This window comes from Streptomyces sp. NC-S4 (genome assembly GCF_054353315.1).
On sequence record NZ_CM135937.1, the window covers coordinates 8,462,499 to 8,486,258 of the forward strand.

Consider the following 23,760-nt stretch of genomic DNA (forward strand, 5'->3'; position numbering starts at 1 on the left):
GCGAGGAGGCCCGGGCGACGCGCCGCCCCGCGCCCGCATCGGCCATTTCCCGGCCACGGTACGTACGGTCGCGGTGATGCCCCGTAGCCTCGATGTGCGGCCGCCCCCGTGCGAAGGGCCGCCGTACACGAGCCACCTCCCTGCCCCGCCCACTGCCTGAGCGGAGAACCACAGATGGCACCCACCCTCGCCCTCAAGCCCGGAACCGCCTGGTCGGACGCGTGGCGGCGGTCCCTGGCCGCCGCCCCCGAGGCCTTCCGCGACGACCGCGTCCTCAACCTCTGGGCCGGCTCCTGGCAGCCCGACGGCCGCAGCCTGCCCGCCACCAGCCCGGTCGACGGTAGCCCCGTCGCGGGCCCGCCCCGGCTCGACGCGCAGACCGCGGGCGCGGCCGTACGGGCCTGCCTCGACGAGCACCGCGCCTGGCGGCACGTCCCGCTGCCCGAACGGCGGGCCAAGGTCACGGCCGCCCTCGACGCCCTCACCGAACACCGGGAACTGCTCTCCCTCCTGCTCGTCTGGGAGATCGGCAAGCCCTGGCACCTCGCCCAGGCCGATGTGGACCGCGCCGTGGACGGCGTCCGCTGGTACGTGGAGCACATCGAGGCCATGACCGAGGGCCGCGCCCCGCTCGCCGGGCCCGTCTCCAATATCGCGAGCTGGAACTACCCCATGTCCGTGCTGGTCCACGCCATGCTCGTCCAGGCACTCGCGGGCAACGCCGTCATCGCGAAGACACCCACCGACGGCGGGCTCGCCTGCCTCACCCTCGCCGGCGCGCTGATCCGCCGCGAGGGCATCCCCGTCACCCTGGTCAGCGGCAGCGGGGCCGAACTGTCCGAAGCCCTCGTACGGTCCCCCGAGATCGGCTGCGTGTCCTTCGTCGGCGGCCGCGACACCGGGGCACGGATCGCCACCGCCGTCACCGACCTCGGCAAGCGCCACATCCTGGAGCAGGAGGGCCTCAACACCTGGGGGGTCTGGGAGCACACCGACTGGAGCGCCCTGGCGGCGGTCATCCCCAAGCTCTTCGACTACGGCAAGCAGCGCTGCACCGCCTACCCGCGCTTCGTCGTCCAGCGCACCGCCTTCGACGCCTTCCTCGCCGCCTACCTGCCGGCCGTCGCGTCCATCCGTACCGGCCACCCGCTCGCCGTCGCGCACCCCGAGGACCCGCTGCCCGAGCTGGACTTCGGCCCCCTCATCAACGCGGCCAAGGCCAAGGAGCTCACCGACCACGCCGCCGAGGCGATCGAGCGGGGCGCCGTACCGCTCCACCGCGGCACGCTGGATCCGGCTCGCTTCCTGGAGGGCCAGGACACCTCCGCGTACATGGCCCCGCTCACGCTGCTCAGCCCGCCGGCCTCCTCACCGCTGTACCACGCGGAACCCTTCGGTCCCGTCGACACGATCGTCCTCGTCGACACCGAGGCGGAGCTGCTCGCCGCGATGAACGCCTCGGGCGGCGCCCTCGTCGCGACCCTGTCCACCGACGATCCGGCCACCTTCGCCCGGCTCGCCCCGCAGATCCGGGCCTTCAAACTCGGCCACGGCAAGCCCCGCTCGCGCGGCGACCGCGAGGAGCTCTTCGGCGGGTTCGGCGCGTCCTGGCGCGGTGCGTTCGTCGGCGGCGAACTGCTCGTGCACGCCGTGACCGACGGCCGGGACGGCGAACGGCTGCCCGGCAACTTCCCCGAGTACCAGCTGATGCCGTAACAGGCGTCGTCCGCCTCCCCGGGCATCCGGGGAGGCGGGTCCGTTGCCTACGCGTCGATGATGACCTCGAACGCCTCGCCCTGCAGGATGCGGTCGGACGTCACCGCCCTCCCGAACTCGCGACCCGCAGCGGAGTTGTCCTCTTCGTCGACGTGGGCCCGGATACAGGGCGCGTTGGGCGGGGTGCCCCGGTCGACGGTCACGTTCGCCACGTCCCACACCCCGCCGACCTCGCGCGGGGTGATGTCGATGCACAGTTCACCCTCGTTGCCGCCCTGCACCGATTTGGCGAACGGGTACTCGTCACAGGAGTCGTTGGGGATGCCCGTGGCGCCCCGGGGGAACTTGTACTTCCCGCGGTCACAGGTCAGGGCGCGCCTGCCCTTGGCCTCCGGGTCGAGCGGGTCGACGTACCAACGGTTCAGCAGGTGCCCGGGGGTGCCGAACCGGCCCGTGAGGTTCTTCTGCGCCCATTCGTAGGCGACGGCCGCCCCCTTGTAGAGCGACCGGTGGAGTGTCACGTTGGCCGTGTGCCCGTCGACGATGCATCCGGGCGGCGATCCGTCCTTCGGCGAGACGTTGTCGTCACAGCGCACCTTGGGGCCGGGCCAGTGCAGGAACCTGTTCACCGGCCTCCCGCCGCCCTTGACGGTCTGGATGGTCCCGTTCACGTGGTAAGAGGGCTGGACGATCGTGTCGAAGCCCTTGCCGACCGACGAGCTGTAGGTGAGGGTTCCGTCGTCCCTGCCCTGGCCGTTCCTCAGGAGCACGGGGACGCCGCCCCAGGCCGGTGCCCCTGCCGTGCACTGGCCGCTGCACGTGGCGCTCAGAGCCATCGTCACAGCGGCGATGTTGGGCGTCATATCGGTGACGCGGATCACGATGTCCTCCTGCCACTGCGCATTGGACAGGGAGTTCATGGCCGCCGCGGCGAAGACCAGGACATGGGCCCGGCCGTTCACCTTGTCGTCCTCGCCAAGGGTCACGTACTCGGCCAGGTACCGCGTGCAGTACGCCTTGCGGTTCGAGGGGATGGGCTCGAAGGGCTTGTCCGGGTCGTCCTTGAGGCAGAGGTCCGCCCCCGGGTTGCCGCGGGCTGTCCGGGGGGCTGCGACGGACACGGCGGCGAGGGCGGAGGCGGTAGCAGGTCCCGTCCTGATGCAGGTCCAGGCCATGCCCTCACGCCGGAGGTCGGGCCCGGTTTCCGTGCAGTCGCCGTGGCCCCGGGGGGCCGTACGGCTCGTGGGCGGTTGGGCGGTGGCCGGTTGGGCGCCCACGGCGCACAGGGCTGCGGTGAGGGCGAGTGAGGCTATCGCTGCCAGGCCGCTTCTGATGTGTTTCACAAGGTGGTCCCTTCCGTCGGTGGGCCCTGTGCGGGCACATCGAAGGAATGGAACCGGTCGACTCCCGTTCGTTCCAGCTGAGAATGGGACGGCTTTTGATCACATTTGGCTAGTTGTCATATCGCCCTGCCGCCCCAAGCGGCGCTACCTTCACTCACGCTCGCCTCACGGACCACACGCAGGGGGGAACAACGATGCGCCGCACAACAACCGGCCTGGGCAGGGGACTCGGAGCACTCATAGCCACCGCGACGGCCACCGCGACGGCTGCCGTGGGCCTGGCCGCCACCCCGGCAGCCGCCACGCCGGCCGCCTCCGGTCAGACGGTCCAGCCCGGTCAGACCTGCACCTCAGCCGATCTCGGCACACGCCACCCGGTCATCAAGACGACCGAAGTCACCCCGACGATCACCCACTTCAAGGGCTGGTACGTCACCCAGGGTTCCACCGGCAGCCATACCGTCACCACCAGCACCCAGACCACCGTCTCGGTGTCCGTCGGCCTCAACGGCACCGTTCAGGGAAGCTTCGCCGTCGAGGCCCTCGGCAGCGTCGGCGCGAGCCTGGGCCTGAACGTGCAGGTCAACTACTCCTCCACCAGCAGCGAGTCGAACTCCGTCTCCTGGAACTTCTTCGAGCCCGGCTATTACGGCCTCTACAAGGGCACCAAGAAGGTCACCGGTACCTACGGCAGCCTCAACTGCAACCGCGTCCAACAGGGCGACGGCAGGTGGGCACTGAAGTGGACCGAGGGCCCCGACACCGGCAGCTACACCACCTACACCGCCCTGGAAGAAGGCGCGGTGCGCTGCGAGGACAAGGTCCCCGCCAACAGCATCATGGCCAAGGCCCAGGTCTTGTTGGACTGCGGGTCCCCCGCCGCCACCGCGGAGCACCCGGCAGGTCCTGTTCCCTCGGCCAGGGCCGACCGGGCCGACCGGGCCGAGCGCGACGCCGACAAGGCCGCAACAGCCACCCGGGCCGCCGGGCCTGCCCCGCGCACCGCCCTGAACTGCCAACCCGGCGCCTACAAGATCGACGTCCCCGGCAAGCCCCTGAACTGGAGTGCGCCGCTGCTGGCCAACGACGGCACGCGCCTGCGCCAATCCAATTGGACCAGTGCCCACCTGGACAACTGGCGCCTGTGCAACGTCACGGAGATCAACGGAGTCCTCGAAGCGACCCTGTGGAACTGGGGCAACGGTGGATGCGCGACCATCCCGGCCGGCATCGCCAACCAGGAGCAGGCATACCTGACAACGGCCACCTGTGGGGAGGACGACCTCCAGCGGTTCTACATCTACCGCGACGTACCCGGCAGCTCGAAGATCGGCCTGCAGAACAAGTACACCGGCTCCATGCTGGGCCACGACCGGTACGCGGACGGGGAGCTCATCCGCCAGTATTCCAGCGGCCGGCAGGACGGAACGGGTACGTACACCCTGACCGGAGTCTGACGGCCCCACCCGGTGAGCGCGGCCCCGCACGGACCGTGGCTCCATTGCGGACACCCGCCGCGACGGACCCGGCCCGGCCCCCTGGTACGGGGGCCGGGCCGGGCTTGTTCGGGTCGGGCGCTCAGGCGGGCGTCAGCTCACCTGGACGGTGACGTCGTCCACGACGAAGGAGGTCTGCAGGGACTGGTCCTCCGTGCCGTTGAACCTCAGGGTGACGGTCTGCCCGGCGAACTGCGAGAGGTCGTAGGACTTCTCCACGTAGCCGGAGTTCGCGTTCAGGTTGGAGAGGGTCTCCAGGGTCTGGCCGGCCACCGAGACGGTGAACCGGTCGTAGACGACGTTCTCGTCCTCGTCCGTGTCGATGTGGAGGAAGAAGCCGAGCCGGTACGTGGAGCAGCCCGACGGGATGGCCAGCGTCTGGGCGGCGCTGTCCGTGTGGGTGGACCCGTACCCGGCCAGCCATGCCTTGTAGCTTCCGCCGTGCGGGGTCTGGCCGGACTGGTTGGTGATGACACCGGCGGACGCGCTCCACGGACTGGAGCCGTTCTCGAAGCCGCCGTTGACCACGAGCTGGCGCGGTGTGCAGGTGCCGCCGCCGGTGACGGTGAGCGTGTAGGTGGTGGTGTGGCTGACGGTGCCGGAGCCGGTCACCGTCAGGGTGTAGGTGCCGGGTGCGGTGCTCGCGCCGACCTGGACGGACAGCGCCGAGGAGCTGCCGGACTGGACGGACGCAGGGCTGAGCGTCGCCGTGACACCGGCCGGCGCGCCGGACACGGAGAGCGCGACGGTCTGGGCTGCGCCGCTCACGGTGGCGGTGTTGACCGTGGCGGAAACGGAACCACCGGGGGCCGTGCTGCCCGCGGACGGGCTGACGCCGATGGAGAAGTCCTGCGCGGGCGTCTCACCGCCCACCGCCTGCTTCCAGACGGCGTAGGCGACACCGTCGGCGCTGCGGTTCAGCACCGTGGCGTTGATGTTGTTCGTCGTGTCGCAGGAGCTGTGGTAGCAGGAGTCGTAGGCGGCGTTGGCCGTGCCGCCCCACTTCGTGGCCTGCGCCGAGGTCTTGCGGGCGCTGGCGCCGGCCGCGTAGCCGGAGGTGGGGATGCCGGCCTGCTGGAAGGAGTAGTCGTCGCTGCGGCCCTGGCCCTCGGTGTTCTCCTCGGGCGCCAGGTTCAGTGAGGTCCAGTACGCCTTCAGCGGGGCCGCGGTCGTGGAGTTGACGTTGTTGATGAAGTAGCCGCCGTTGGTGGAACCCACCATGTCGAAGTTGTAGTAGCCCTTGATGGCGCTGCGCTGGGCGCTGCTCAGCTGGTTGACGTAGAACTCGGAGCCGTTGAGGCCCTGCTCCTCGTCGGTCCACCAGGCGAAGCGCACGTGCTTGGTCATCGTCGGGTTCTTCTGGGCGAGGACCAGGGCGTTCTCCAGCAGGGTCGCGGAGCCCGAGCCGTTGTCGTTGATGCCGGGGCCGGCCGAGACGCTGTCGAGGTGCGCGCCGAACATGACGGTCTGGTCGGCGGGACCGCCCGGCCAGTCGGCGATCAGGTTGTTCGACGGGTAGGTGCAGGACGTGCAGTTCTGCTCGGTGACGGTGTAACCGGCCGCCTGCAGCTTGCCCTTCACGTACGCCAGCGACTGCGTGTAGCCGGCGCTGCCCGCACGGCGGTGGCCGCCGTTCTGGCTCGCGATCGTGTTGAACTGGGTCAGGTGCGCCTGCACGTTGGCGACGTCGATGTCCGGCGGGTCGTTGCCGGGCTGGGTACCGCCCACGTTGAGCGCGTAGTCGACCGTGTGGGAGAGGGCCGCGCCCTGCCCCTTGACGACGACCGTGGAGGCACCGGGAGCCGCGTTGGCCGTGGCGGTCAGGGTGAGCACCGAGGACTGGCCGGACTGCACGGTGGCCGGGTTGAAGGAGGCGCTCACGCCGGCCGGCAGGCCGGAGGCGGTCAGCGTCACCGACTGGGCGTTGCCCGTGGTGACCGTGGTGCCGACCGTGGTGGTGACGGAGGCGCCCTGCTGGACGGTGCCCGAGGACGGGCTCAGCGACATCGAGAAGTCGTTGTTCTGACCGCTCGGGGTGCAGGTCGGATCGGCGGTCTGGGCGGGCACGCTGATGCCGTCCCAGGCAGCCTTGGTCTTGTTGAAGAGGTCACAGGTGGCGTCCAGCGACTTGGCCGAACTCAGCGTCGCCGTCCGGTACTTCTTGTAGGACATGCTGCTGGTCTTGAGCAGCATGCCGCCGTAGAAGATCTTGCCGGCGTTCTGCACGCCCACACCGGTGAGCGAGGTGCCGTTGCAGGTGCTGCTGTTCGGCTTGCCGCCGCCCGGGCTGGTGCCCTCGGCCAGCAGGTAGAACCAGTGGTTCAGGGGACCGGCCGCCGCGTGCACCTCGGTGCCGGGTATCGCGGAGCTGTAGCAGGCCGGGTCGTTGTTGACGGCCGGCGGGTTGTACATGTTCCGGATCGGACCCCGGCCCTGGAGGTTGATGACCTCGCCGACCGTGTAGTCCGGGGTGTCGTACGGGGCCGGCTCGTTGGCGAAGGCCTCGGTCAGCGCGCCGAAGATGTCACCGGTGGCCTCGCCGAGCCCGGACTCCTGGCCGCTGGTGCCGCCCGGGGTGTTGGAGTCGATGGCGTGCCCGTACTCGTGGGCCACCACGTCGATCCCGGCGATCCATTCGTTGGCGCTGTTGCGCCCGATGGTGACCGAGCTGCCGTCCCAGTAGGCGTTGAGGTCGCTCAGGCCGACCTTGGCGGGGAAGCTGCGGCCGTTGCCGCTGACGCCGTTGCGGCCCAGCCACTGGGAGAGCATGTCCCACTGCTTCTGCGCCGCGAACATCAGGTCGACGCAGCCGGTCTCCTTGCTCGTGGGGTTGCCGGTGCCCCAGGAGTCGGAGGACTTCGAGAAGACCGTGCCGGTGCTGTAGTCGGCGCAGCTCAGACCGGTCCGGACCGGGTCGCGCAGCGTGTAGGTGGAGCCCGAGTTGGTGGTGTCGATGGTGACCGGGCCCGGACCGTTCCACTTGCTGTTGCCGGTGCCCGCGACCACCTCGTCGTAGCTGTCGACGAAGGCGCCCGTGCGTGCGTCCACGAAGACGTGCAGCCTGCTGGGCGCGGTCCTGGTCCGGCCGGCCAGCACGGTCTCCCACGCCAGCACCGGCTTGTCGTCCTTGAGACGGACCACGAGCCGGCTGCTCTCGACCTTGTCGACCGAGGCCAGCTTCGCCCGCGAAGCCGCTTCGGCGTCCTTCGCGGAGACCGACGCCCGGGTGGAGACGTCGATGCGCACGGAGGAGGCGGACTGGAGGGCGCGCACCTTGCCGGTGCCGTCCGCGAGCACGACCGCGTCGCCGCCGACGACCGGCAGGCCGCGGTAGCTGCGCTCGTACGAGACGGAGTAGAGGTCCTTCACCCAAGGGGTGACGAGACGTCGTTCGTACTGCTCCTGGGAGGAGTTGACCAGGGAGTCCAGGCCGCTGTCGACGGCCTGGTCGGCGGCCGCGACCGCACGTGCGGCCGGTGTGTCCTTCTGGGACGGGGAGGGCTGCGCCTGCTGCGCCGCCGACGCCGTCCCGGCCAGAGCGCCGGCGAGGCTCGCGGTCAGCGCCATCGCTGCCACGGCCGCCGTCCATCTGCTGGGATGCAACGTCCACTCCGATCGTGGGGGGTCGGGGATGAGTGTCGTTCGCGGCCGAGTATGAGCGTGAACATGACGAGATTGGGACATCTCGGGGGGCATAAGGTCCGCGTTATGGTGCCGTGGCGGCCCGGCTCGTACGCTGCCCGGATGCAGCTGGAGTTGAGGCATCTGCAAGCCGTTTGCCGGATAGCGGAGGCGGGCAGCCTGGGGGGCGCGGCGCGGCGGCTCGGAGTGTCCCAGCCCGCGCTCTCCGCCCAGTTGCGCCGCATCGAACGGGTCACCGGGGGCGAGCTCTTCGTACGGGGCCGCAGCGGTGTGGAACCCACGGCACTGGGCCAGTTCGTGCTGGCCAAGGCGCGTCGCGTGCTCAGCGAGATGGACGCCCTGGGGGCGCAGGCGCGCGCCATGTCGACCGGCGGCCCGCTGCGTCTGGGCTGCATCATGCTCGTGCTGCTCGACGGCCTCCTCGCCCAGACCGACCTGTCCATGTCAGGCCGGGAGATAGCCGTGGACCTCGAGGATTCGGTCACCGTGCTGGCGCGGATGCTCGGCGCCGGACGCTACGACGCCATCGTGTACGGCGAGGTCAACGGCCACGAGGTGCCGCTGCCGGAGGGAACCCTGGCCAGGACGCTGATCCCGAAGGAGCCGTTCTGCATCCGGCTGTCCGCCGCGCACCCCCTCGCGGGTCTGGACCGCATCGAACTGGCCGACCTGGCCGGGGAGTCGTGGATGACACTCGTGGAGGACGACGACGGCGGCCCGGAAGCACTCGTCACCGCATGCGAGAAGGCCGGATTCAGCCCCTCACTGCGCTACCGGATCACCGACCGCAAGATGCAGCACGACCTGATCGCCGCGGGCCGCGCGGTCGCGCTCAGCCAGCCGACGGCCCCCTCGGGGGAGGGCACGGTGATGCGCCCGCTCGTCGGCACCCCCATCATCGGCCGCATCCGCCTCGCGTGGAGCCGCGCGGCGCTCTCGGCGGGGCAGGCGGAACTGCTCTACCGGGCCGCGGGCCGCGCCTACCTGGCCAATGTGGACAACAACCCCTTCCACAAGGAGTGGTGGGACGCCCACCCGGAGGTGCATCCGGTCCTCGACTGACCGGGGCCCGATCAGCTCCGGCGGTGGGCCGTCAGCAGCAGGTACTCCCACTGCATGACCCCGTCCACCGTGTGCTCGGCGGCGAGGGCGTCGAGCGCCGCGTCCAGCTCGGCGACCCGGTCCGGCTCGCCGGCGACGGCACGGTAGACGGCGACGGTGGGCCCGTAGCAGGCCTTGAAGAACTCCCGGAAGTCCGTGGGGCCCGTGAAGCGGTCCACGCGCACCGTCTGCCGACGGGAGTCCACGTCGGTGACGGCGTCGCCGAGCAGCTCGTGCACGTGCTCCTCCTCGCCCCACAGCGGGGGCGGCTCGGCACCGGGCGGCGGCGGGGGAGCGTACGGCTTCATCGTGGCGAACATCCGGCCCACGAACCCCTGCGGGGTCCAGTTGATCAGCCCGACCGTGCCGCCTGGGCGGCAGACGCGCAGCATCTCCTCGGCGGCGGGCCGGTGGTGCGGGGCGAACATGATGCCGACACAGGACATCACGACGTCGAACTCGCCGTCGGCGAAGGGCAGGTGCTCGGCATCCGCCTCCCGCCACTCCAGCGTGGCCCCGCGTACGGTGGCCAGGTGACGGCCGATCTCCAGCAGTTCGGGAGTGAGGTCGGACGCCACCACGTCGGCCCCGGCCAGGGCGGCCGGAATGGCCGCGTTGCCCGAGCCCGCCGCGACGTCGAGGACCCGGTCGCCGATCTGGATGCCGCACTCCTTCACGAGCACGGCCCCCAGATCCGGAATGACGTGGGAGGCCACCGACTGGTAGTCGCCCAGCGCCCACATGGCGCGGTGCCGGGCCTTCAGAGTGCGGTCCGCCTGGGCCGCATCGCTCGCCTCGGTCATGACAGCCGCCCTCCAGGGCTCGGTACCGCCCCTTCTTCGAGCATAGGTACGTTTCGCGGACCCGGCCCGTCGGCGGCCGCGGGCACGCGGCCGCCGGTTCAGTCGCGCGACGCCGGGCCGCCGAAGTCGCGGGCGAAGCCCTCGCGGAAGCCCGGCCGGTCCAGAGCCCGCTCGAAGGCGCGCGCGGCCCGCGCGAGCGCGGCCTCGTTCTCCTGGGCGGTGGCGAGTTCGGCGAGGTAGGCGCGCAGGCTCAGTCCGCGGTCCGCGGCGAGTACGCAGAGGCGGTCGTGCACATCGGTGTCGACCTCGACGGTGGTGGTGTCGGCCATGCTCCGAGTATGCGCGCCCGGTGACCGGGCGGGGGCCCGTTCGGCGCACGCGTGCTGCCTGCGGGGAACGGGCCCCGGAACGGTCGTGCGGGTTCTGCGGTGATCCGGTGGCAGTGGTGCAGATCGCCCCGCCCGGAGTCCTCGACCGGCTTCGCGTGGACGTCCCCGCTCCTGCTGATCGGCAGGACGGCGTCGAGCGTGCCCTGGGCGGTGATCAGCGGCCGCCCGATCCTGCCGGTCGGTGACAGGCGCTCGACCGTCCTGTGCACGCGGTCCGGCCGGTCGGGGTGGACGTGGTCGGCGTCGCAGACCTTCTGCGTCCCCGACGCGCAGAGCGGGACGCCGGCCTCCCGCACGCCCGCTGTACGTCGGCCGGGCCCTCGGGGCGGGCATCATCGGCTACCTCCGGAAGAACCTGCCCTCGGCCGAACCGGCCGCGCCGTATGCCCGGCACACGCGGGCGGGGCCCAGCTCGACGCCGTGTGGCCCGCATGCTCGCGGCCGGACCCGGGCGCCTGCGAGATCGCGGGCCGGCTCTTCCTCAGCTAGGGCGGACGCGGCCGGAGAGCCAGGGCGTGAGCGAGGGGCCCGCGACCATCTCCCGGTACGTCTCGTCGCCGGGCAGGGGGACGGAGAGCCAGTAGCCCGGCGGGAAGAACCGCCCCTTCACGAAGGCCAGTCCGCCGTAGACGGACCGGAGGAACGCGGGGACGGAGTCCCGGGGGACGTCCTCGAACACCACCCCGTCGACGGTGATCGTCGCATCGTCCTCGGGGAAGATCCGCACGCTGACGGCAGGGCTTCCGCCCAGTTCGACGAATGCCTCGTGGGGCAGGGATCCGTCGGGGTCGAGGACGGTGAACAGGGCCGCGGAGGTTCGCCGTGACGTCTGATCGGCGCCGATGTCATCGGTGACGGACACGGCCAGCCCGTACTCGGCCGCGACGGCCCGGATCGCGACGACGGCCGACTCGGTGCTCGGCAGGGAGGGATGCGTCATGATCCAGATCATGCCGCATGCGGCATGCCCCCGCCGTGGACCCCGCGCTCCGTTCCCGCTCAACGCTGGGGCGGGGTACCGGATAGGGTGGCGCGGAGCCGGGGGCCCGGACGGTCGCAGGGGGAGGTGGCGGTGTGCACACTCCGCCCTGGGTGCACGTCGTTGCGGAGCAAGGCGCTCTGCCCGTCGATCTGTTGCTGCCCGACACCGGCAGGACGTACGCAGTGCGCCTCGACGGCCGTGGGATGCGGGACACGGACGCGGTCTTCCTGCAGTTCTACGACCGGCTCAAGCTCCCGGACTACTTCGGGTGGAACTGGAACGCCCTCCTCGACTGCCTGCGCGATCTCAACTGGCTGCAGCCCGCGGACCGCTGCGTACTCGTCGTCGAGGCTGCGGACGAGGTGCTGCCGGGCGATGCCGACACACGGCAACTGCTCTTCAGGACGCTTCTGCGGGCGGGCCGGCGATGGTCCTGGACGCGGCGGTCCGACGGCCTCGACCTCAGCAGGCTCGTGATCGTCATGTCCTGCGCGGCGGCGTCCGTTCCGGACCTGCGGGAAGAACTGCGCCTGTGCTGGGGAGAGACGGTCCCGTAACCACTGCGGACCGGGGAATCGCCGGGTCCGTGCGGGTGGGGGCGAGGCCCTCAACCCGCCAGGGAGTTCTCCGGGGCGAGGGCCGCGGCGATCCGGGCGGCGATGGTCTGGGCCGTGTTGGTCTCGGGGCCCTTGGGGCCGACCGTGGTGGACACCGCGATGGCCAGGTGCTCGCTCGGGAGGTACGCCTGGATGGCCGCGTAGCCCGCGAAGGACGGGTTCGACTGGATCCAGCCGTTCTGGACGATCACGCCGTAGCCGAAGTGCCGGGCCGGAAGCTGGCGGAAGCAGTCCTTGGGCGCACAGCCCGGGGTGTTGCCGCCGAGACCCACCGTGCCCGGGTCGAGCTGGACCTTGAAGCTCTGCGGCGAGAGGAGCTCACCGGTACCCACGACCTCGGCCGACCGGGCCAGGTCGCAGATGTGGGTGTTCAGGACCGCACCGGGTGCGGTGGTCCAGGAGGGGTTCCAGTAGGTGGACTCCTCGTACTTGCCGCGCTCCGCGTCGAAGGAGTGCAGGACGGGCTCCTCGATCTGGGGCGTGAAGCTGTTGCGCGTGTTGTCCAGCCCGGAGGGCCCCGTGATCTGCTGCTCCATCACCTGGGCCAGCGGCATGCCGGAGATCTTCTCCAGCGCCTGCCCGAGGATCACGAAGTTCGCGTGGGAGTAGCTCCAGCTCGTCCCCGGCTCGTACAGCAGGGGGTGGGCTGCGGAGATGCCCACGAGCTCGTCGGGGGTCCACTGGCGGAACGGGTCGGCGTACAGGGCCGCGAGGAACTTCGGGTCCGGTACGTAGTCGCGCAGGCCCGAGGTGGAGGCGCCGAGCATCCGCAGGGTGATCTCGTCGGCGTGCGGCGCGTCGGGCAGCCAGCGCGAGATGGGGTCGTCGAGGCGGGCTTTGCCCTGCTCGACGAGTTGCAGCATGGCGATGCCCATGTAGACGATGGCCACGGAACCGGCCCGGAAGTGCATGTCCGCCGTGGCCGGGACCCCCGTCATCGACTCGCCGAGCGCGCCGGTGACTATTTCCCGCCCGTCGCGGGTGACCCGCAGGACCACGGCGTTCAGGTCCAGCTCCTTCTGCGCGGCCTTGGCGATGTCCAGGATCTGCTTCGCCTCGCCGCCCGAGGGCTCGGGGGACGCCACGCAGGACGCGGCCCGGGCCCCGGCCCCGCTCGCCGCCCACGCGCCACCGGCCGGCAGGACCGTGCCGAGCAGCGCGGTGGCGCACAGCAGTGCCGTCCGGGCGCGGCCCGGGTGCGTGGTCCTCACTCCGGCCATGGCGATCTCCTGCCGCGACGAGCCCCTCGGGACAAGGCCCACCCTTCGATGGAACGCCCACCGTGCGCGACCGGCCAGTCGACGCCGCCTTGACGACGGGGTCAGCCGGCCCAGCGGCCGGTGAGGAAGGTGATGGCGACGACGGTGGACAGGGGGGCCACGACGTAGAGGTAGGCGCTCCGGATCCGGGGGCGCCTCAGGCTCCAGGAGGCCAGGCCGATCCACAGCGGCCACCACAGGAGGGTGGAGCGGGGCACCGACGTGTACCAGTAGGAGGTGCCCAGGGCCCACAGGGTGAGGGCGATGTACAGGGCCTCGGGCCAGCGGCGGCCCCGTACGAGCAGGACCAGGAGTACGACGCCGATCACCATGGCCAGGAGTTCGGCCTGCCACATCAGCGCGTACCCGGTGGGGTGGGTGTGGTGGAAGGCGGCTTCCCAGGTGTTCTCCCAGGCCTCCCACGGCGTGTGGAAGTCCCGGTACCAGCCGCGCTCCTGGGAGTGCTTCCAGGCCATCCAGTCCCCGGTCCAGCTGTGCAGGTACCAGCTGTAGAGGGCGGGGGCGAGGGCCGGCAGGAAGAGCCACGGAGCCGCTCGCCAGGCGGTGCGGTCGCGGGCCGTCAGGACGAAGTGCAGGGCGAGGGCGGCCGCGAGGAACAGTCCCGTGATGCGGACCGAGCAGGCCAGGCAGGCCAGTGCCGCGGCCGCCGGCCAGTTCTGGCGCTGCGCCGCCAGCCAGGCGGGCAGGGCGAAGGCGAGGAAGAGCGCCTCGGTGTAGCCCGCGGCCAGGAACACGGCGCACGGCGAGAGCAGCAGGAAGGCCACCGCGCGGCGGCCCGTTTCGAGGTCGGCCAGGTGATGGCGGGCGATCCGGGCGAGGGCCAGGACGGCGACGCCTCCCGCGAGGAACGAGATCAGAGCCCCGGACGCGGCCCAGTCGGGGATCACGGTGTGGACGGCGCGCAGGGCGAGGGGGAAGCCGGGCAGAAAGGCCTCCCGGTTGTCCCAGCCGGCCGTCCAGGGTCCCGCCTGGTCGGGGAAGTAGCCCTCCTGGGCTATGTGGAGGTAGTGCCACCAGTCCCATTGCTGCCAGGGCGAGAGCAGCGAGGCCGGCCGACGGGCCTCGCCGTCGGAGGGGAACAGCCAGCCGACGGCACCCGCCGTGGCCCAGATGCCGACGCGGGTCAGCAGGTACAGCCACACCACCTCGCGCTCGCCCGGGCCGAGCCGGAGGAACGCCGGGAGGGGGCGGCGGAGGAGCCGGGGGCGGCGACCGGTCTCGCGCACGGGCGGCCAGGGGGTGGGCGAGCCGGGAAGCTCGACCGGCCGACGGGGGGTTGAAACGGGCATATCGGGATCTCCTGGCCGTCTGAGGGTGTGCGGAGTCACCGACTCCGGTCCGGGCCGGTGTCCGCGGGCGGTGTGCTGCGGGAGAGGGTGAAGAAGGGGGAGGGGGAGAGGAGGAGGTGCTGGGGCTGGGTCGTCTCTTTCGGATCTTGTCGGCCGAGCCCGCGGCGTCCGGTGCCGTGCACGGCAAGGCGGAGGTGCGCCCGTGTACTGGACGTACTCGGGTGTCCCGACAACGCGGCCGGGTGCGGTGCCGGGCGTCGCGGGCCCGGCAAGATCCGAAAGAGACGGCCTAGCGGAGCGGCTGGGGCGGCATGGCCGACATGGTCGTGGTCGCCGTCCCGGTGGGATCGGCCGGCGGTGTCGTCCTGCTGCTCGTCGGCATGCTGCTGTTGCGCGGCGGCGGAGCCGTGGTGTTGCGCGGCGGCGCGGAGTTGAGCGTCGGCGCCGTCGAGTCGGGCGGCGGGGGCGGTGCGGAAGTCGGGGACGGGGCCGCGGGAGAGGGAGTGGTCGCGGGGAGGGGCGGGCCCGGGTCCGCCGGGAGGAACGCGGACAGCGCCGCCCCGGATCCGGCGAGTACGAGGAAGCAGGCGGCGGCGATGCCGACGATCCGGCGCCGGCGGTGCCGTTCGCCGCGCCGCTCGATGACGGCGACGGGCGGGGCCGTGCTCGCGGACTGTCCGGCGGAGGCCGCTTCCCGGAACAGGGACCGCAGCGGGTCGTGGGAGTCAGGCATCGGGAGCCTCCTCAATGCGGGGGTCCTGCAGATGGCGGGAGAGCGTGGCCCTGCCCCGGGACAGGTGGGTCTTGACCGTGCTGGTGGACAGGGAGGTCTCGGCGGCGATCTGTTCGACGCTCAGATCGCACACGTAGTGCAGCGCCATGGTCCGGCGCTGTTTCAGGGGCAGTTGCCGCAGTGCCTCGACCAGCGCCACCGCCTCCGGCCCCGGCCCCTCCACGTGACCGGCGGGCGCGGTGCGCTGCCAGGCGTCGGCGGTGCGCCGCCGCCCGCGCCAGCGGCTGACGGCGAGCCGCCACGCGACGGTGCGGATCCACGCCTCGGGTCGGCCGTCACGATCCAGCTGACGCCGGCGGCCCCACCCCCTGACGAAGGCCTCCTGCACCACGTCCTGCGCCTCGTGGTGGTCGCCGAGCATCACGTAGAGCTGTCCTGTGAGCCGTCCTGCCGCTTGCGCGTAGAACTCCTCGAACTCCTCGATGGTCAAAAAATCGCTCCCGAATCCATGTGTCCCTCTCACCGGGCATACGTCCGCCGCACCCCGTCCGGTCGACACCGGACGACAGTTCGTCGTGTGAGTGCCGTCACACGGCGGGTCGGGTACCCATCGTCGGGGCGGCCACGGCGCGGCGTGGCGGCGGCGCCGCGGGCCACCGGGTGATCCGGAGCCGGGCCGCGCCAGGACGGCATCCGGGGGCCGTACTCGGCGCATTTACGGGGGGTCGTGCCCGGAGTGTGGGCGAAAGGGCTGAATCTCGTCCCGAAGGCGAGATCATTCCCCCTGGTGACAGTGCGTGCAGGCGTGTACCTTCACGAGTAGCTGTCGTGGTTCCAAGTGCCTTGCCCGTGCCGTCAGGTGTGGGCAGTTTTGCTGTGTTGTGCCGTAGGACCAGGGCGATCACCTCCGTCCTCCACGCCGTGTGGAGGACTTACGTCAACGGAAGGCATGAACATGGCTACGGGAACTGTGAAGTGGTTCAACTCGGAAAAGGGCTTCGGCTTCATCGCCCAGGACGGTGGCGGCCCGGACGTCTTCGCCCACTACTCGGCGATCAACGCCACTGGCTACCGTGAGCTCCAGGAGGGTCAGGCCGTGACCTTCGACATCACGCAGGGTCAGAAGGGCCCGCAGGCGGAGAACATCACCCCCGCCTAGTCCCGGACGACGGCCCGGTGGGACCACCGGGCTCGGGAGAACCGTTTCCCCGATTGGCCCCTTCACCGAACGGGCCGCGGGAAGGATCAGGGCCGTGCGGCGACGCCGCACGGCCCTGATCCGTTTTCCGGGCTCCGCGCGGTGCCATGATGCCCGGGTGGATCACAGGGTGAGCACGGATGCGCAGGCGCGCGTCGGCGGGATGGTCCAGGAGCTGATCGACCACGACACCCCCATCGCCCACTACTGGCCCGAGTTCGGGGCGCACGGCAAGGAGCGGGCCACCGTACGGCACGCCCTGACGCATGACGTGGGAGTACCGCTGCTCCCCGCCGCCCTCACACCGGAGGAGCTGTGCGACCGGGACAGCATGTGCGCCATCGTCGCGGCGGCGGAGCCCCTGTGGGAGCCGGGCTCCGCCAGCGGGTACCACGGCTGGACCTTCGGCTGGATCCTCGGCGAGACCGTGCGCCGCATCACCGGCCCGACCCCGTCCGAGGCCCTGCGCACGTACGTGAGCGAACCGCTGGGGGTGGCTGACGAGCTCTGCTTCGGCCTGCCCGAGAGCGAGCTCGCCCGGACGGCGCCGCTGGTGGAGGGCAAATGGGGCGGCCGGGCTGGAGGCCCTTCCCCCTCCGCGCCCTTGCGCCGGTACGTCGTCCCGAGCCGCAGCGTGTGGACCGTCGCCGAACTCGCCAACCGGCGCGCGTACCTGCCGGCCGACCTGCCCGCGTGCGGCACCACGACCGCGCGGGCAGCCGCCCGGCTCTACGCCGCCCTGTCCGGGGAGGTCGGGGGCGTGCGGCTGCTGTCCCCCGGGCGGGCGGCCCTGGCGGCGGAGGTGGCGGTCGAGGGCAAGGGCCTGATGCTCCTCGGCCGGTACGCCAAGGGGCTCGGCTACTTCGTCGGACTGCCCCAGATGGCGGGTGGACGCACGGCATTCGGCCACCACGGCAGCGGCGACAGCATCACCTTCGCCGACCGTGCCCGCGGCCTGGCCTTCAGCCTCACCCGGACGCGCCTGGTGGGCGGCGCGGCCGACACGGCCGCCCGGACGCTGGCGGACGAGATCAGGTCGGCCGTCACAAGGGCGACGGGGCCGAAGGGGCCGACGGGGCCGACGGAGTGGAAGGGGCCTTGAACCGGCGCCGTCCCCGGACCCGTATCGCGGCCCCGACCACGGCGAGTGCGACGGTCGCGATCCCGGATGCGGCCAGCACCCGCCGGGGCCCCAGGAGCGCGATCAGCGGCCCGCCGAGTGCGGTGCCCACCGGTCCGGCGGTCAGCAGGGCGGCGCTGCGGGCGGCGAGGACAGTGGTCAGCGAGGCGGCCGGGGTGCGTTCCTGGAAGAGCGTGTAGGACAGCGCCGTGAACGGTCCGTAGATCAGGCCGCCGAGGGTGAAGCAGGCCAGGGTGACGGCCGCGGGCGCGCCGAGCCCGAAGGGTACGAGCGCCAGCCCCCAGCCCGCGACGATCCCCAGGGTGACCGGCCAGAGCGGGAACCGGCGCAGCACGCCCGCGGCCAGACCGCCCAGCACGGCACCCGCCCCGAACAGCGCCCAGTACAGCCCGAGCAGACCCGCCCCGGCGTGCAGGTCGTCGGTGACGTGCAACGGGAGCGCGACCTCCGCCGGCCCGTAGAGGAAGTTGAAGAACCAGGTCAGGGCCAGGACTCCGAGGAGCTCGGGCTGTTTGCGCAGCAGGCGCAGGCCGGCCGCCGACCGGTCGGCGTCGACCGGCGCGGCCGCGGCGGCCTCCTCCCCCTTCCCCTCCTGCCCGGCCGCCGTGCCCCGCAGCCGCCCGGCCTGGACGGCGAGCACGGCGAAGGACAGCGCGTCGAGACCGATGAGCCAGGCGGGACTGATCACCACGGCCAGGAACCCGGCGAGCGCGGGGCCGACGACGATGGAGGCCGAGACACTGGAACTGACCAGCGCGTTGGCGGCCAGCCGTTGATCGGGCGGAAGTATCTGGGCGATCAGGGAGTACCTGCCCGCGTTCCCCCAGGCGTGCAGGACGGACGAGCCCGCGAGCAGGGCCACGTACAGCGCCGGGTGCAGCACCCCCGCGGCCCAGGCCAGCGGCACACAGCCGAGGAGCACCGCGCGGATCCGGCTGTCGGCCACCAGCAGCCGCCCGGCGGGAAGCCGGCGCAGCCACCGTCCGAAGAGCAGCGCTCCGGCGGCCCCCGGCAGCGCGTACGCGGCGAGCGCGGCGCCCAGGAGCATCCCGGACTGCCCCGGGGGAGCGATTTCGATGGCCAGCCACGCCACGGCGACCACGCTCATCCCGTCACCGAGATCGGAGGCCGCCAGCGCGGGCAGCAGCCGCCGGAAGTCGGCACGGGCGAACAGCGGCCGGTAGGCCGTGGAGAGGAGGCGAGTTGTCTGTACGGGAGTCACCAGGTCAGACTCAAGGTTCAAGCGCACTTGAAGTCAAGGGGGAGTGACGGGTGCGACAGCTCGGGATCGGTGAGCTCGCTCGGCAGGTGGGGATGAGACCCTCGGCGCTGCGCTACTACGAGAGCGTCGGCCTGCTGCCGCCCGCCGACCGGGCCGGGGGCCGGCGCGTCTACCCGGCCGGCACCGTGCGGCGGCTCGCGCTGATCAAGATGGCCCAGCGGGCCGGATTCACCCTCGCCGAGATCCGCGGCCTGCTCGACGGCGACGCCGAGCGCGGCGCCACCCGGCAGTGGCGCGCCCTCGCCGAGAGCAAGCTCCCCGAACTGGACCGGTTCATCGAACAGACGCAGATCCTGCGGAACGCCGTCGCCGACTGCCTGGCCTGCGGATGCATGAACTTCGAGAAGTGCGCGCTGCTCTCCGCCGAGGGCCCCGGCTCCTGACCGGTGCGGCCGGTCCCGCTCGAGGACCCCTTCGAGGACGGGCTCAGGGCCCCGTCCGGCGGTTCCGTCCGGCCGACCCGGCCTCGTACGCGGCGATCGCCGCCTCCACCCGGTTGCGTACCCCGAGCTTGCCCAGGATCGCGCTGACGTGGGCCTTCACCGTGCCCTCGACCAGCAGGAGGCGGGCGGCGATCTCGGCGTTGGACAGGCCGGCGCCCAGCAGGGCCAGGACCTCGTTCTCGCGCTCCGTCAGCCCCTCCACGGCGCTGCGCGCGGGCACGCCGCCCGCCGTCCGCCCGCCGCGCAGTCCGGCGACGACCCGGGCGGCGACCTTCGGTGAGAGGTACGCGCCGCCCGCGGCCACCGCGTGCACACCCGCCAGCAGTTCCCGCGGATCGTCCGCCTTGAGCAGGAACCCGTCGGCACCCTCGCGCAGGGCGCGGCCGATGAACTCGTCCTCGCCGAAGGTGGTCAACATGATCACCGCAGTGCCGGGCAGTTCCCGGTGGATCCGTGCGGCCGCCGTGATCCCGTCGAGCCGGGGCATCTGGATGTCGAGCAGGGCGACGGCGGGCCGGAGCGCGCGTACGGCGTCCAGGGCCTCGTACCCGTCGGCCGCCTCGGCGACGACCTCGATCCCCGGATCCCGCGCCAGGATGGCGCGCACGCCCGCCCGCACCATCGCCTCGTCGTCCGCCAGCAGCACCTCGACCACCGGCGCAGTCTAACGGCGGTCCGGGGCCGGGCCGTTCGTCGGGGACCCCCGACGAAAGTAGGGGATCCGATCGCCGACCTGCGGGCGATGCCCGCCGCCCCCGCCGGTTCCTACGGTCGTCACAGAACCGACGACACCGGGACGACACCGGAAGGACCCCCGTGATCACCTTACGAGGCCTGACCAAACGCCACGGCGACACCGTCGCCGTGGACGGACTGACCCTGGACATCGAGGAAGGACGGGTGACCGGCTTCCTCGGCCCCAACGGCGCCGGGAAGACGAGCACGATGCGGATGATCCTCGGCCTGGACCGGCCCACCGCCGGCCGGGCGCTCATCGACGGGAAGCCCTACGCGTCGCTGCGCCACCCGGTCCGCGAGGTCGGATCCCTCCTCGACGCGAAGGCCCTGCACCCGGGCCGCCCGGCACGCAGCCACCTGATCGCACAGGCCCGCAGCAACGGCATCCCCGTGCGCCGCGTCGACGAGGTCCTGGAGACGGTGGGCCTGGCCGCGGTGGCGCGCCAACGGGCCGGGGCGTTCTCCCTGGGCATGTACCAGCGGCTCGGCATCGCGGGCGCCCTCCTCGGGGATCCGAAGGTGCTCATCCTCGACGAGCCGGTCAACGGCCTCGACCCGGACGGCGTGCGCTGGGTGCGCGAACTCGTCCGCGCCCAGGCCGCGCGGGGCCGTACGGTCTTCCTCTCCAGCCACCTGATGAGCGAGATGCAGCTGACGGCCGACCGGCTCGTCGTCATCGGCCGGGGCCGGCTGCTGGCCGACACCCCCATGGCCGAACTGCTCGCCGCGAGTGCCTCGGCCTCGGTACGGGTGCGCACCGCCGGCCCCGGCGACCTGCGCGCCCTCACCGACCGCCTGCTCGCCCACGACGGGGTGATCGCCGAGCCCGCTCCCTCGCCCGGCGGCGGCGAGCGGAACGAGATCGTGGTCAGGGGCAGGACCGCCGGGGAGATCGGCGACCTCGCCCACCGCCTCGGCATCCGCCTCCACCAACTGCACAGCGTCTCGGCCTCGTTGGAACAGGTCTACATGGAACTGACCGAACACAGCGTCGAGTACGCGACCCGAACGGCGAAGGCGTGACCCCTATGACCGACACGATGACCGGCACCATGACGGACCCGGCGCGCAGCGCCGCCCCGGCTCCCGCGGGCGGCGGCTTCGCCGGTGCGGTCGGCGCCGAATGGGCCAAACTGTGGTCGATCCGCACCCCGTACGCCTGCCTGCTCGTCGGCATCCTGCTGACGGCAGTCTTCACCTTCTACTACGGCTCCATCGCCCGGATCAACGACAGGCCCGTCCAGCCGCTCGGCAACGCCCCGGTCTCCTCCGTCATCCTCGGTCAGTTCGTCGTCGTCGTGCTCGCGATGACCGTGGTCACCAGTGAGTACGCGACGGGCAGCGTCCGCACCTCGCTCCAGTGGGTGCCGGTCAGACACCGCCTGCAACTGGCCAAGGCGGTCGTCGCCGCGGCGGTGTCGTTCACCGCCGGATGCCTGTTCGCCGTCCTCGGCATGGCCGTGGCCCGGGTGCCCTTCCGCGGCCACGCGTCCTTCGATCCGGGCAAGGCGCTCGCCCAGACCCTGGCGATGGGCCTGTACTGCGCCCTGGTCGCCGTGCTCACGGTCGGGGTGGCCTTCGCCCTGCGGACCGCGGTCGGCACGCTGGCGGCGGTCTTCGGTCTCGTCTCCGCCCTCCCCACCATCTGTACCGGACTGGGGGGCTCCGTCCTCCTGGCGGTGAACGACGTCCTCCCGCAGACCGCGGGCGGCCACTTCATGCTCGCGGACGGCGATGCCCCCTACCCGCCGGCGGCCGCGATCCTGATCGTGCTGGCCTGGACGGCCGCCGCCCACATGACCGGCCGGCTCGTCCTGCGGCGGCGCGACGGGTGACAGGGTTGGCCCCGGCCGGTGATCCGGCCGGTGACCCGGGCGGACAGGAGCAGCGGGACGGATGAGAGGGGAGCGGCGCGCGTGGGCGTGGGCGTGGGAGTGAGGATGCGGGGGCCGGCCGTGCGGGACGCGGCGCTGTGGGCGGTGATGGCGGGCGCCGCGGTCCTCGCCCACCGGGAAGCGGCCCGTCCCGCGTCGGCCTTCGGCCTGGTCCTGCCGCTGCTGGTCCTCGCGGTGGCGGTGCCCGCCGGCCGGACCCGGCCCGGGGCGGCCGTGTTCCTCGCCAACGCGGTGGTCGCCGCGGGCCTGGCCGATCCGACCACGACGGCCAGTCCGTACCTGACGGCGCTGGCCGTGCTGGCGTACCTGCTCGGCCTCCGGGCGGACCGTACGGTGCCCGCGCTGGTGCTGTTCGGAGCCTGCACGGCCATCGACCTCGCACTGTGCGCCGTCCTCGGCGTCGGCGCCGTGCACTGGTTCTACGCGATGTCGTTCATCCCTGCCGCCCTCCTGCTGCCCTGGCTGGCCGGTCGCTACCGGCAGGCCAGGCTGGCCCTGGTGCACGAGGGCTGGCAGCGGGCCCGCAGCCTCGAACAGCGGCAGCGGTCCGTGGCCGAGCAGGCCCGGCTGCGCGAACGCACCCGGATCGCCTCGGACATGCACGACTCGCTGGGCCACGAACTGAGCCTCATCGCCCTGCGCGCCGGGGCCCTGGAACTCTCGCCCACCCTGACCGGCCAGGACCGGGCGGACCTGGCCGTGCTGCGCGCCGCCGTCTCCGACGCCGTGGGTCACCTCAGGGACACCGTCGGAGTGCTGCGGGACGGCTCGGACGGTACGGAGCCGACGGCCTCGTCCGTGGAACCGGTGGAGGAACTCGTCGCCCGGACGAGGGAGTCCGGGGTCACGGTGCACCTGCGGCGGGAAGGGCCGGCCCGGGCCCTGCCGCCGCTGGTCGACCGCAGTGCCTACCGCGTGGTCCAGGAGTCGCTGACCAACGCGATCAAGCACGCACCCGGCAGCACGGTCCACGTCAGCATCGCCCGGCAGGCGGACCGGACCGAGGTACGGGTGACCAACTCCGCGCCGCGGGCCGGCTCGCCGTCCGCCGGCCCGGGGGCCGCCACGAGCCGGTCTGACCCGGGACGGCGCGGTCTGACCGGCCTGCGCGAACGGGTCCTGCTCATCGGCGGAACGCTGCACGCCGCACCCCGTGAAGGCGGCTTCGAGGTCCTCGCCACCCTGCCGGACCAGGTGAACCCGGAGCACGCGCGAGGCGCCGGGGAGCCCGGGCAGCCCGGGCAGGCCGAGGAGCCCGGGGAGCACGCCGGCTCCGCATCGGCGCGGCGGCTCGCCGTCGCCCGGCGCGGGGCCCGGTACCGGTTCGTCGCCGCGTTCGCGGCTCCCATCGGGTTCGGCCTGGTGACACTCGCCTCCTGTGCCTACCTGGCCCACCAGCTGACCACCTGTGTCCTGCGCCCCGCGGACTTCGCCGCGGTCCGGGTCGGCCAGGACGTCGCGGAAGTGACCCCGTTCCTTCCCGAGCAGCAGTTCCGGTACGTCCCGGACGCCGTACGGGCGCTGCCCGCACCCCCCGGCACCGTGTGCGCGTACTACCGCTCGAACGGCAACCTCCTCGATCAGGTCGACGTCTACCGGCTCTGTTACGCGGGCTCCCGTCTGACGGCCAAGGACGTGCTGCCGGGCTGAGCGATCGGGGAGCCCCGGCGGA

The 23,760-nt window shown here is 72.2% G+C and carries 21 protein-coding genes; 10 read left to right on the plus strand and 11 right to left on the minus strand.

The window, feature by feature from the left end; genetic code table 11:
• The first annotated feature begins 174 nt into the window (after window positions 1-174).
• On the plus strand, window positions 175-1,716 hold the full coding sequence (locus ACXNSR_RS37940; protein ID WP_458639883.1) for an aldehyde dehydrogenase family protein: 1,542 nt from the start codon (window positions 175-177) through the stop codon (window positions 1,714-1,716).
• Between the two features lie 47 nt (window positions 1,717-1,763).
• Here the strand turns inward: ACXNSR_RS37940 and ACXNSR_RS37945 are convergent, their stop codons facing one another.
• Complete coding sequence (locus ACXNSR_RS37945) at window positions 1,764-2,837, minus strand: NucA/NucB deoxyribonuclease domain-containing protein (protein ID WP_458639884.1); 1,074 nt, start codon at window positions 2,835-2,837, stop codon at window positions 1,764-1,766.
• Window positions 2,838-3,253: 416 nt separating this feature from the next.
• Between ACXNSR_RS37945 and ACXNSR_RS37950 the strand changes: the two genes are divergently transcribed.
• Window positions 3,254-4,516: a hypothetical protein gene (locus tag ACXNSR_RS37950; RefSeq protein ID WP_458639885.1), complete on the plus strand. Its 1,263-nt coding sequence runs from the start codon at window positions 3,254-3,256 to the stop codon at window positions 4,514-4,516.
• Window positions 4,517-4,648: 132 nt separating this feature from the next.
• Here the strand turns inward: ACXNSR_RS37950 and ACXNSR_RS37955 are convergent, their stop codons facing one another.
• A complete protein-coding gene (locus tag ACXNSR_RS37955; RefSeq protein WP_458643499.1) occupies window positions 4,649-8,122 on the minus strand; it encodes a M28 family peptidase in 3,474 nt (1,157 codons plus the stop codon).
• Window positions 8,123-8,299: 177 nt separating this feature from the next.
• Here ACXNSR_RS37955 and ACXNSR_RS37960 point away from each other — a divergent pair, with 177 nt between their 5' ends.
• Entirely contained in the window at window positions 8,300-9,259 is a 960-nt protein-coding gene (locus ACXNSR_RS37960) for a LysR family transcriptional regulator (RefSeq protein ID WP_458639886.1), read from the plus strand.
• An 11-nt stretch (window positions 9,260-9,270) separates the two neighbouring features.
• Here the strand turns inward: ACXNSR_RS37960 and ACXNSR_RS37965 are convergent, their stop codons facing one another.
• The 3 genes from ACXNSR_RS37965 to ACXNSR_RS37975 all read right to left on the minus strand — a co-directional run bounded on the left by ACXNSR_RS37965 (window position 9,271) and on the right by ACXNSR_RS37975 (window position 11,430).
• Window positions 9,271-10,101 (minus strand): class I SAM-dependent methyltransferase, encoded by an 831-nt coding sequence (locus ACXNSR_RS37965; protein ID WP_458639887.1) that lies wholly within the window; start codon window positions 10,099-10,101, stop codon window positions 9,271-9,273.
• Between the two features lie 98 nt (window positions 10,102-10,199).
• Complete coding sequence (locus ACXNSR_RS37970) at window positions 10,200-10,430, minus strand: antitoxin MazE7 (protein ID WP_458639888.1); 231 nt, start codon at window positions 10,428-10,430, stop codon at window positions 10,200-10,202.
• 541 nt (window positions 10,431-10,971) lie between these two features.
• A complete protein-coding gene (locus ACXNSR_RS37975; RefSeq protein ID WP_458639889.1) occupies window positions 10,972-11,430 on the minus strand; it encodes a hypothetical protein in 459 nt (152 codons plus the stop codon).
• Between the two features lie 134 nt (window positions 11,431-11,564).
• On the opposite strand from ACXNSR_RS37975, the gene ACXNSR_RS37980 reads away from it, so the two are divergent.
• Window positions 11,565-12,029 (plus strand): barstar family protein, encoded by a 465-nt coding sequence (locus tag ACXNSR_RS37980; RefSeq protein WP_458639890.1) that lies wholly within the window; start codon window positions 11,565-11,567, stop codon window positions 12,027-12,029.
• Window positions 12,030-12,079: 50 nt separating this feature from the next.
• On the opposite strand, the gene ACXNSR_RS37985 is transcribed toward ACXNSR_RS37980, so the two are convergent.
• The 4 genes from ACXNSR_RS37985 to ACXNSR_RS38000 all read right to left on the minus strand — a co-directional run bounded on the left by ACXNSR_RS37985 (window position 12,080) and on the right by ACXNSR_RS38000 (window position 15,881).
• The gene (locus ACXNSR_RS37985) at window positions 12,080-13,309 is read right to left on the minus strand and encodes a serine hydrolase domain-containing protein (protein ID WP_458639891.1); all 1,230 of its coding nucleotides are present in this window, start codon (window positions 13,307-13,309) and stop codon (window positions 12,080-12,082) included.
• A 101-nt stretch (window positions 13,310-13,410) separates the two neighbouring features.
• Window positions 13,411-14,658, minus strand: coding sequence for a mannosyltransferase family protein (locus ACXNSR_RS37990; protein ID WP_458639892.1), 1,248 nt, complete (start codon window positions 14,656-14,658; stop codon window positions 13,411-13,413).
• A gap of 289 nt (window positions 14,659-14,947) precedes the next feature.
• Window positions 14,948-15,391 (minus strand): hypothetical protein, encoded by a 444-nt coding sequence (locus tag ACXNSR_RS37995; RefSeq protein WP_458639893.1) that lies wholly within the window; start codon window positions 15,389-15,391, stop codon window positions 14,948-14,950.
• Complete coding sequence (locus ACXNSR_RS38000) at window positions 15,384-15,881, minus strand: SigE family RNA polymerase sigma factor (protein ID WP_458639894.1); 498 nt, start codon at window positions 15,879-15,881, stop codon at window positions 15,384-15,386. The genes ACXNSR_RS37995 and ACXNSR_RS38000 overlap by 8 nt, the downstream gene beginning before the upstream one ends.
• A 465-nt stretch (window positions 15,882-16,346) precedes the next feature.
• Here ACXNSR_RS38000 and ACXNSR_RS38005 point away from each other — a divergent pair, with 465 nt between their 5' ends.
• A complete protein-coding gene (locus ACXNSR_RS38005; protein ID WP_030036890.1) occupies window positions 16,347-16,550 on the plus strand; it encodes a cold-shock protein in 204 nt (67 codons plus the stop codon).
• A gap of 169 nt (window positions 16,551-16,719) precedes the next feature.
• The gene (locus ACXNSR_RS38010; protein ID WP_458639895.1) at window positions 16,720-17,691 is read left to right on the plus strand and encodes a serine hydrolase domain-containing protein; all 972 of its coding nucleotides are present in this window, start codon (window positions 16,720-16,722) and stop codon (window positions 17,689-17,691) included.
• Here the strand turns inward: ACXNSR_RS38010 and ACXNSR_RS38015 are convergent.
• Window positions 17,633-18,952, minus strand: coding sequence for an MFS transporter (locus tag ACXNSR_RS38015; RefSeq protein WP_458639896.1), 1,320 nt, complete (start codon window positions 18,950-18,952; stop codon window positions 17,633-17,635). The genes ACXNSR_RS38010 and ACXNSR_RS38015 overlap by 59 nt on opposite strands.
• A 50-nt stretch (window positions 18,953-19,002) precedes the next feature.
• On the opposite strand from ACXNSR_RS38015, the gene ACXNSR_RS38020 reads away from it, so the two are divergent.
• Complete coding sequence (locus ACXNSR_RS38020; RefSeq protein ID WP_458639897.1) at window positions 19,003-19,395, plus strand: MerR family transcriptional regulator; 393 nt, start codon at window positions 19,003-19,005, stop codon at window positions 19,393-19,395.
• Window positions 19,396-19,438: 43 nt separating this feature from the next.
• On the opposite strand, the gene ACXNSR_RS38025 is transcribed toward ACXNSR_RS38020, so the two are convergent.
• Window positions 19,439-20,101, minus strand: a complete 663-nt coding sequence (locus ACXNSR_RS38025) for a response regulator (RefSeq protein ID WP_458643500.1) — start codon at window positions 20,099-20,101, stop codon at window positions 19,439-19,441.
• Window positions 20,102-20,271: 170 nt separating this feature from the next.
• Between ACXNSR_RS38025 and ACXNSR_RS38030 the strand changes: the two genes are divergently transcribed.
• From ACXNSR_RS38030 to ACXNSR_RS38040, 3 genes are all read left to right on the plus strand, one after another.
• A complete protein-coding gene (locus tag ACXNSR_RS38030) occupies window positions 20,272-21,216 on the plus strand; it encodes an ABC transporter ATP-binding protein (protein WP_458639898.1) in 945 nt (314 codons plus the stop codon).
• A gap of 5 nt (window positions 21,217-21,221) precedes the next feature.
• Entirely contained in the window at window positions 21,222-22,028 is an 807-nt protein-coding gene (locus tag ACXNSR_RS38035) for an ABC transporter permease (protein ID WP_458639899.1), read from the plus strand.
• A gap of 105 nt (window positions 22,029-22,133) precedes the next feature.
• The gene (locus tag ACXNSR_RS38040) at window positions 22,134-23,738 is read left to right on the plus strand and encodes a sensor histidine kinase (RefSeq protein ID WP_458639900.1); all 1,605 of its coding nucleotides are present in this window, start codon (window positions 22,134-22,136) and stop codon (window positions 23,736-23,738) included.
• Window positions 23,739-23,760: the final 22 nt, after the last annotated feature.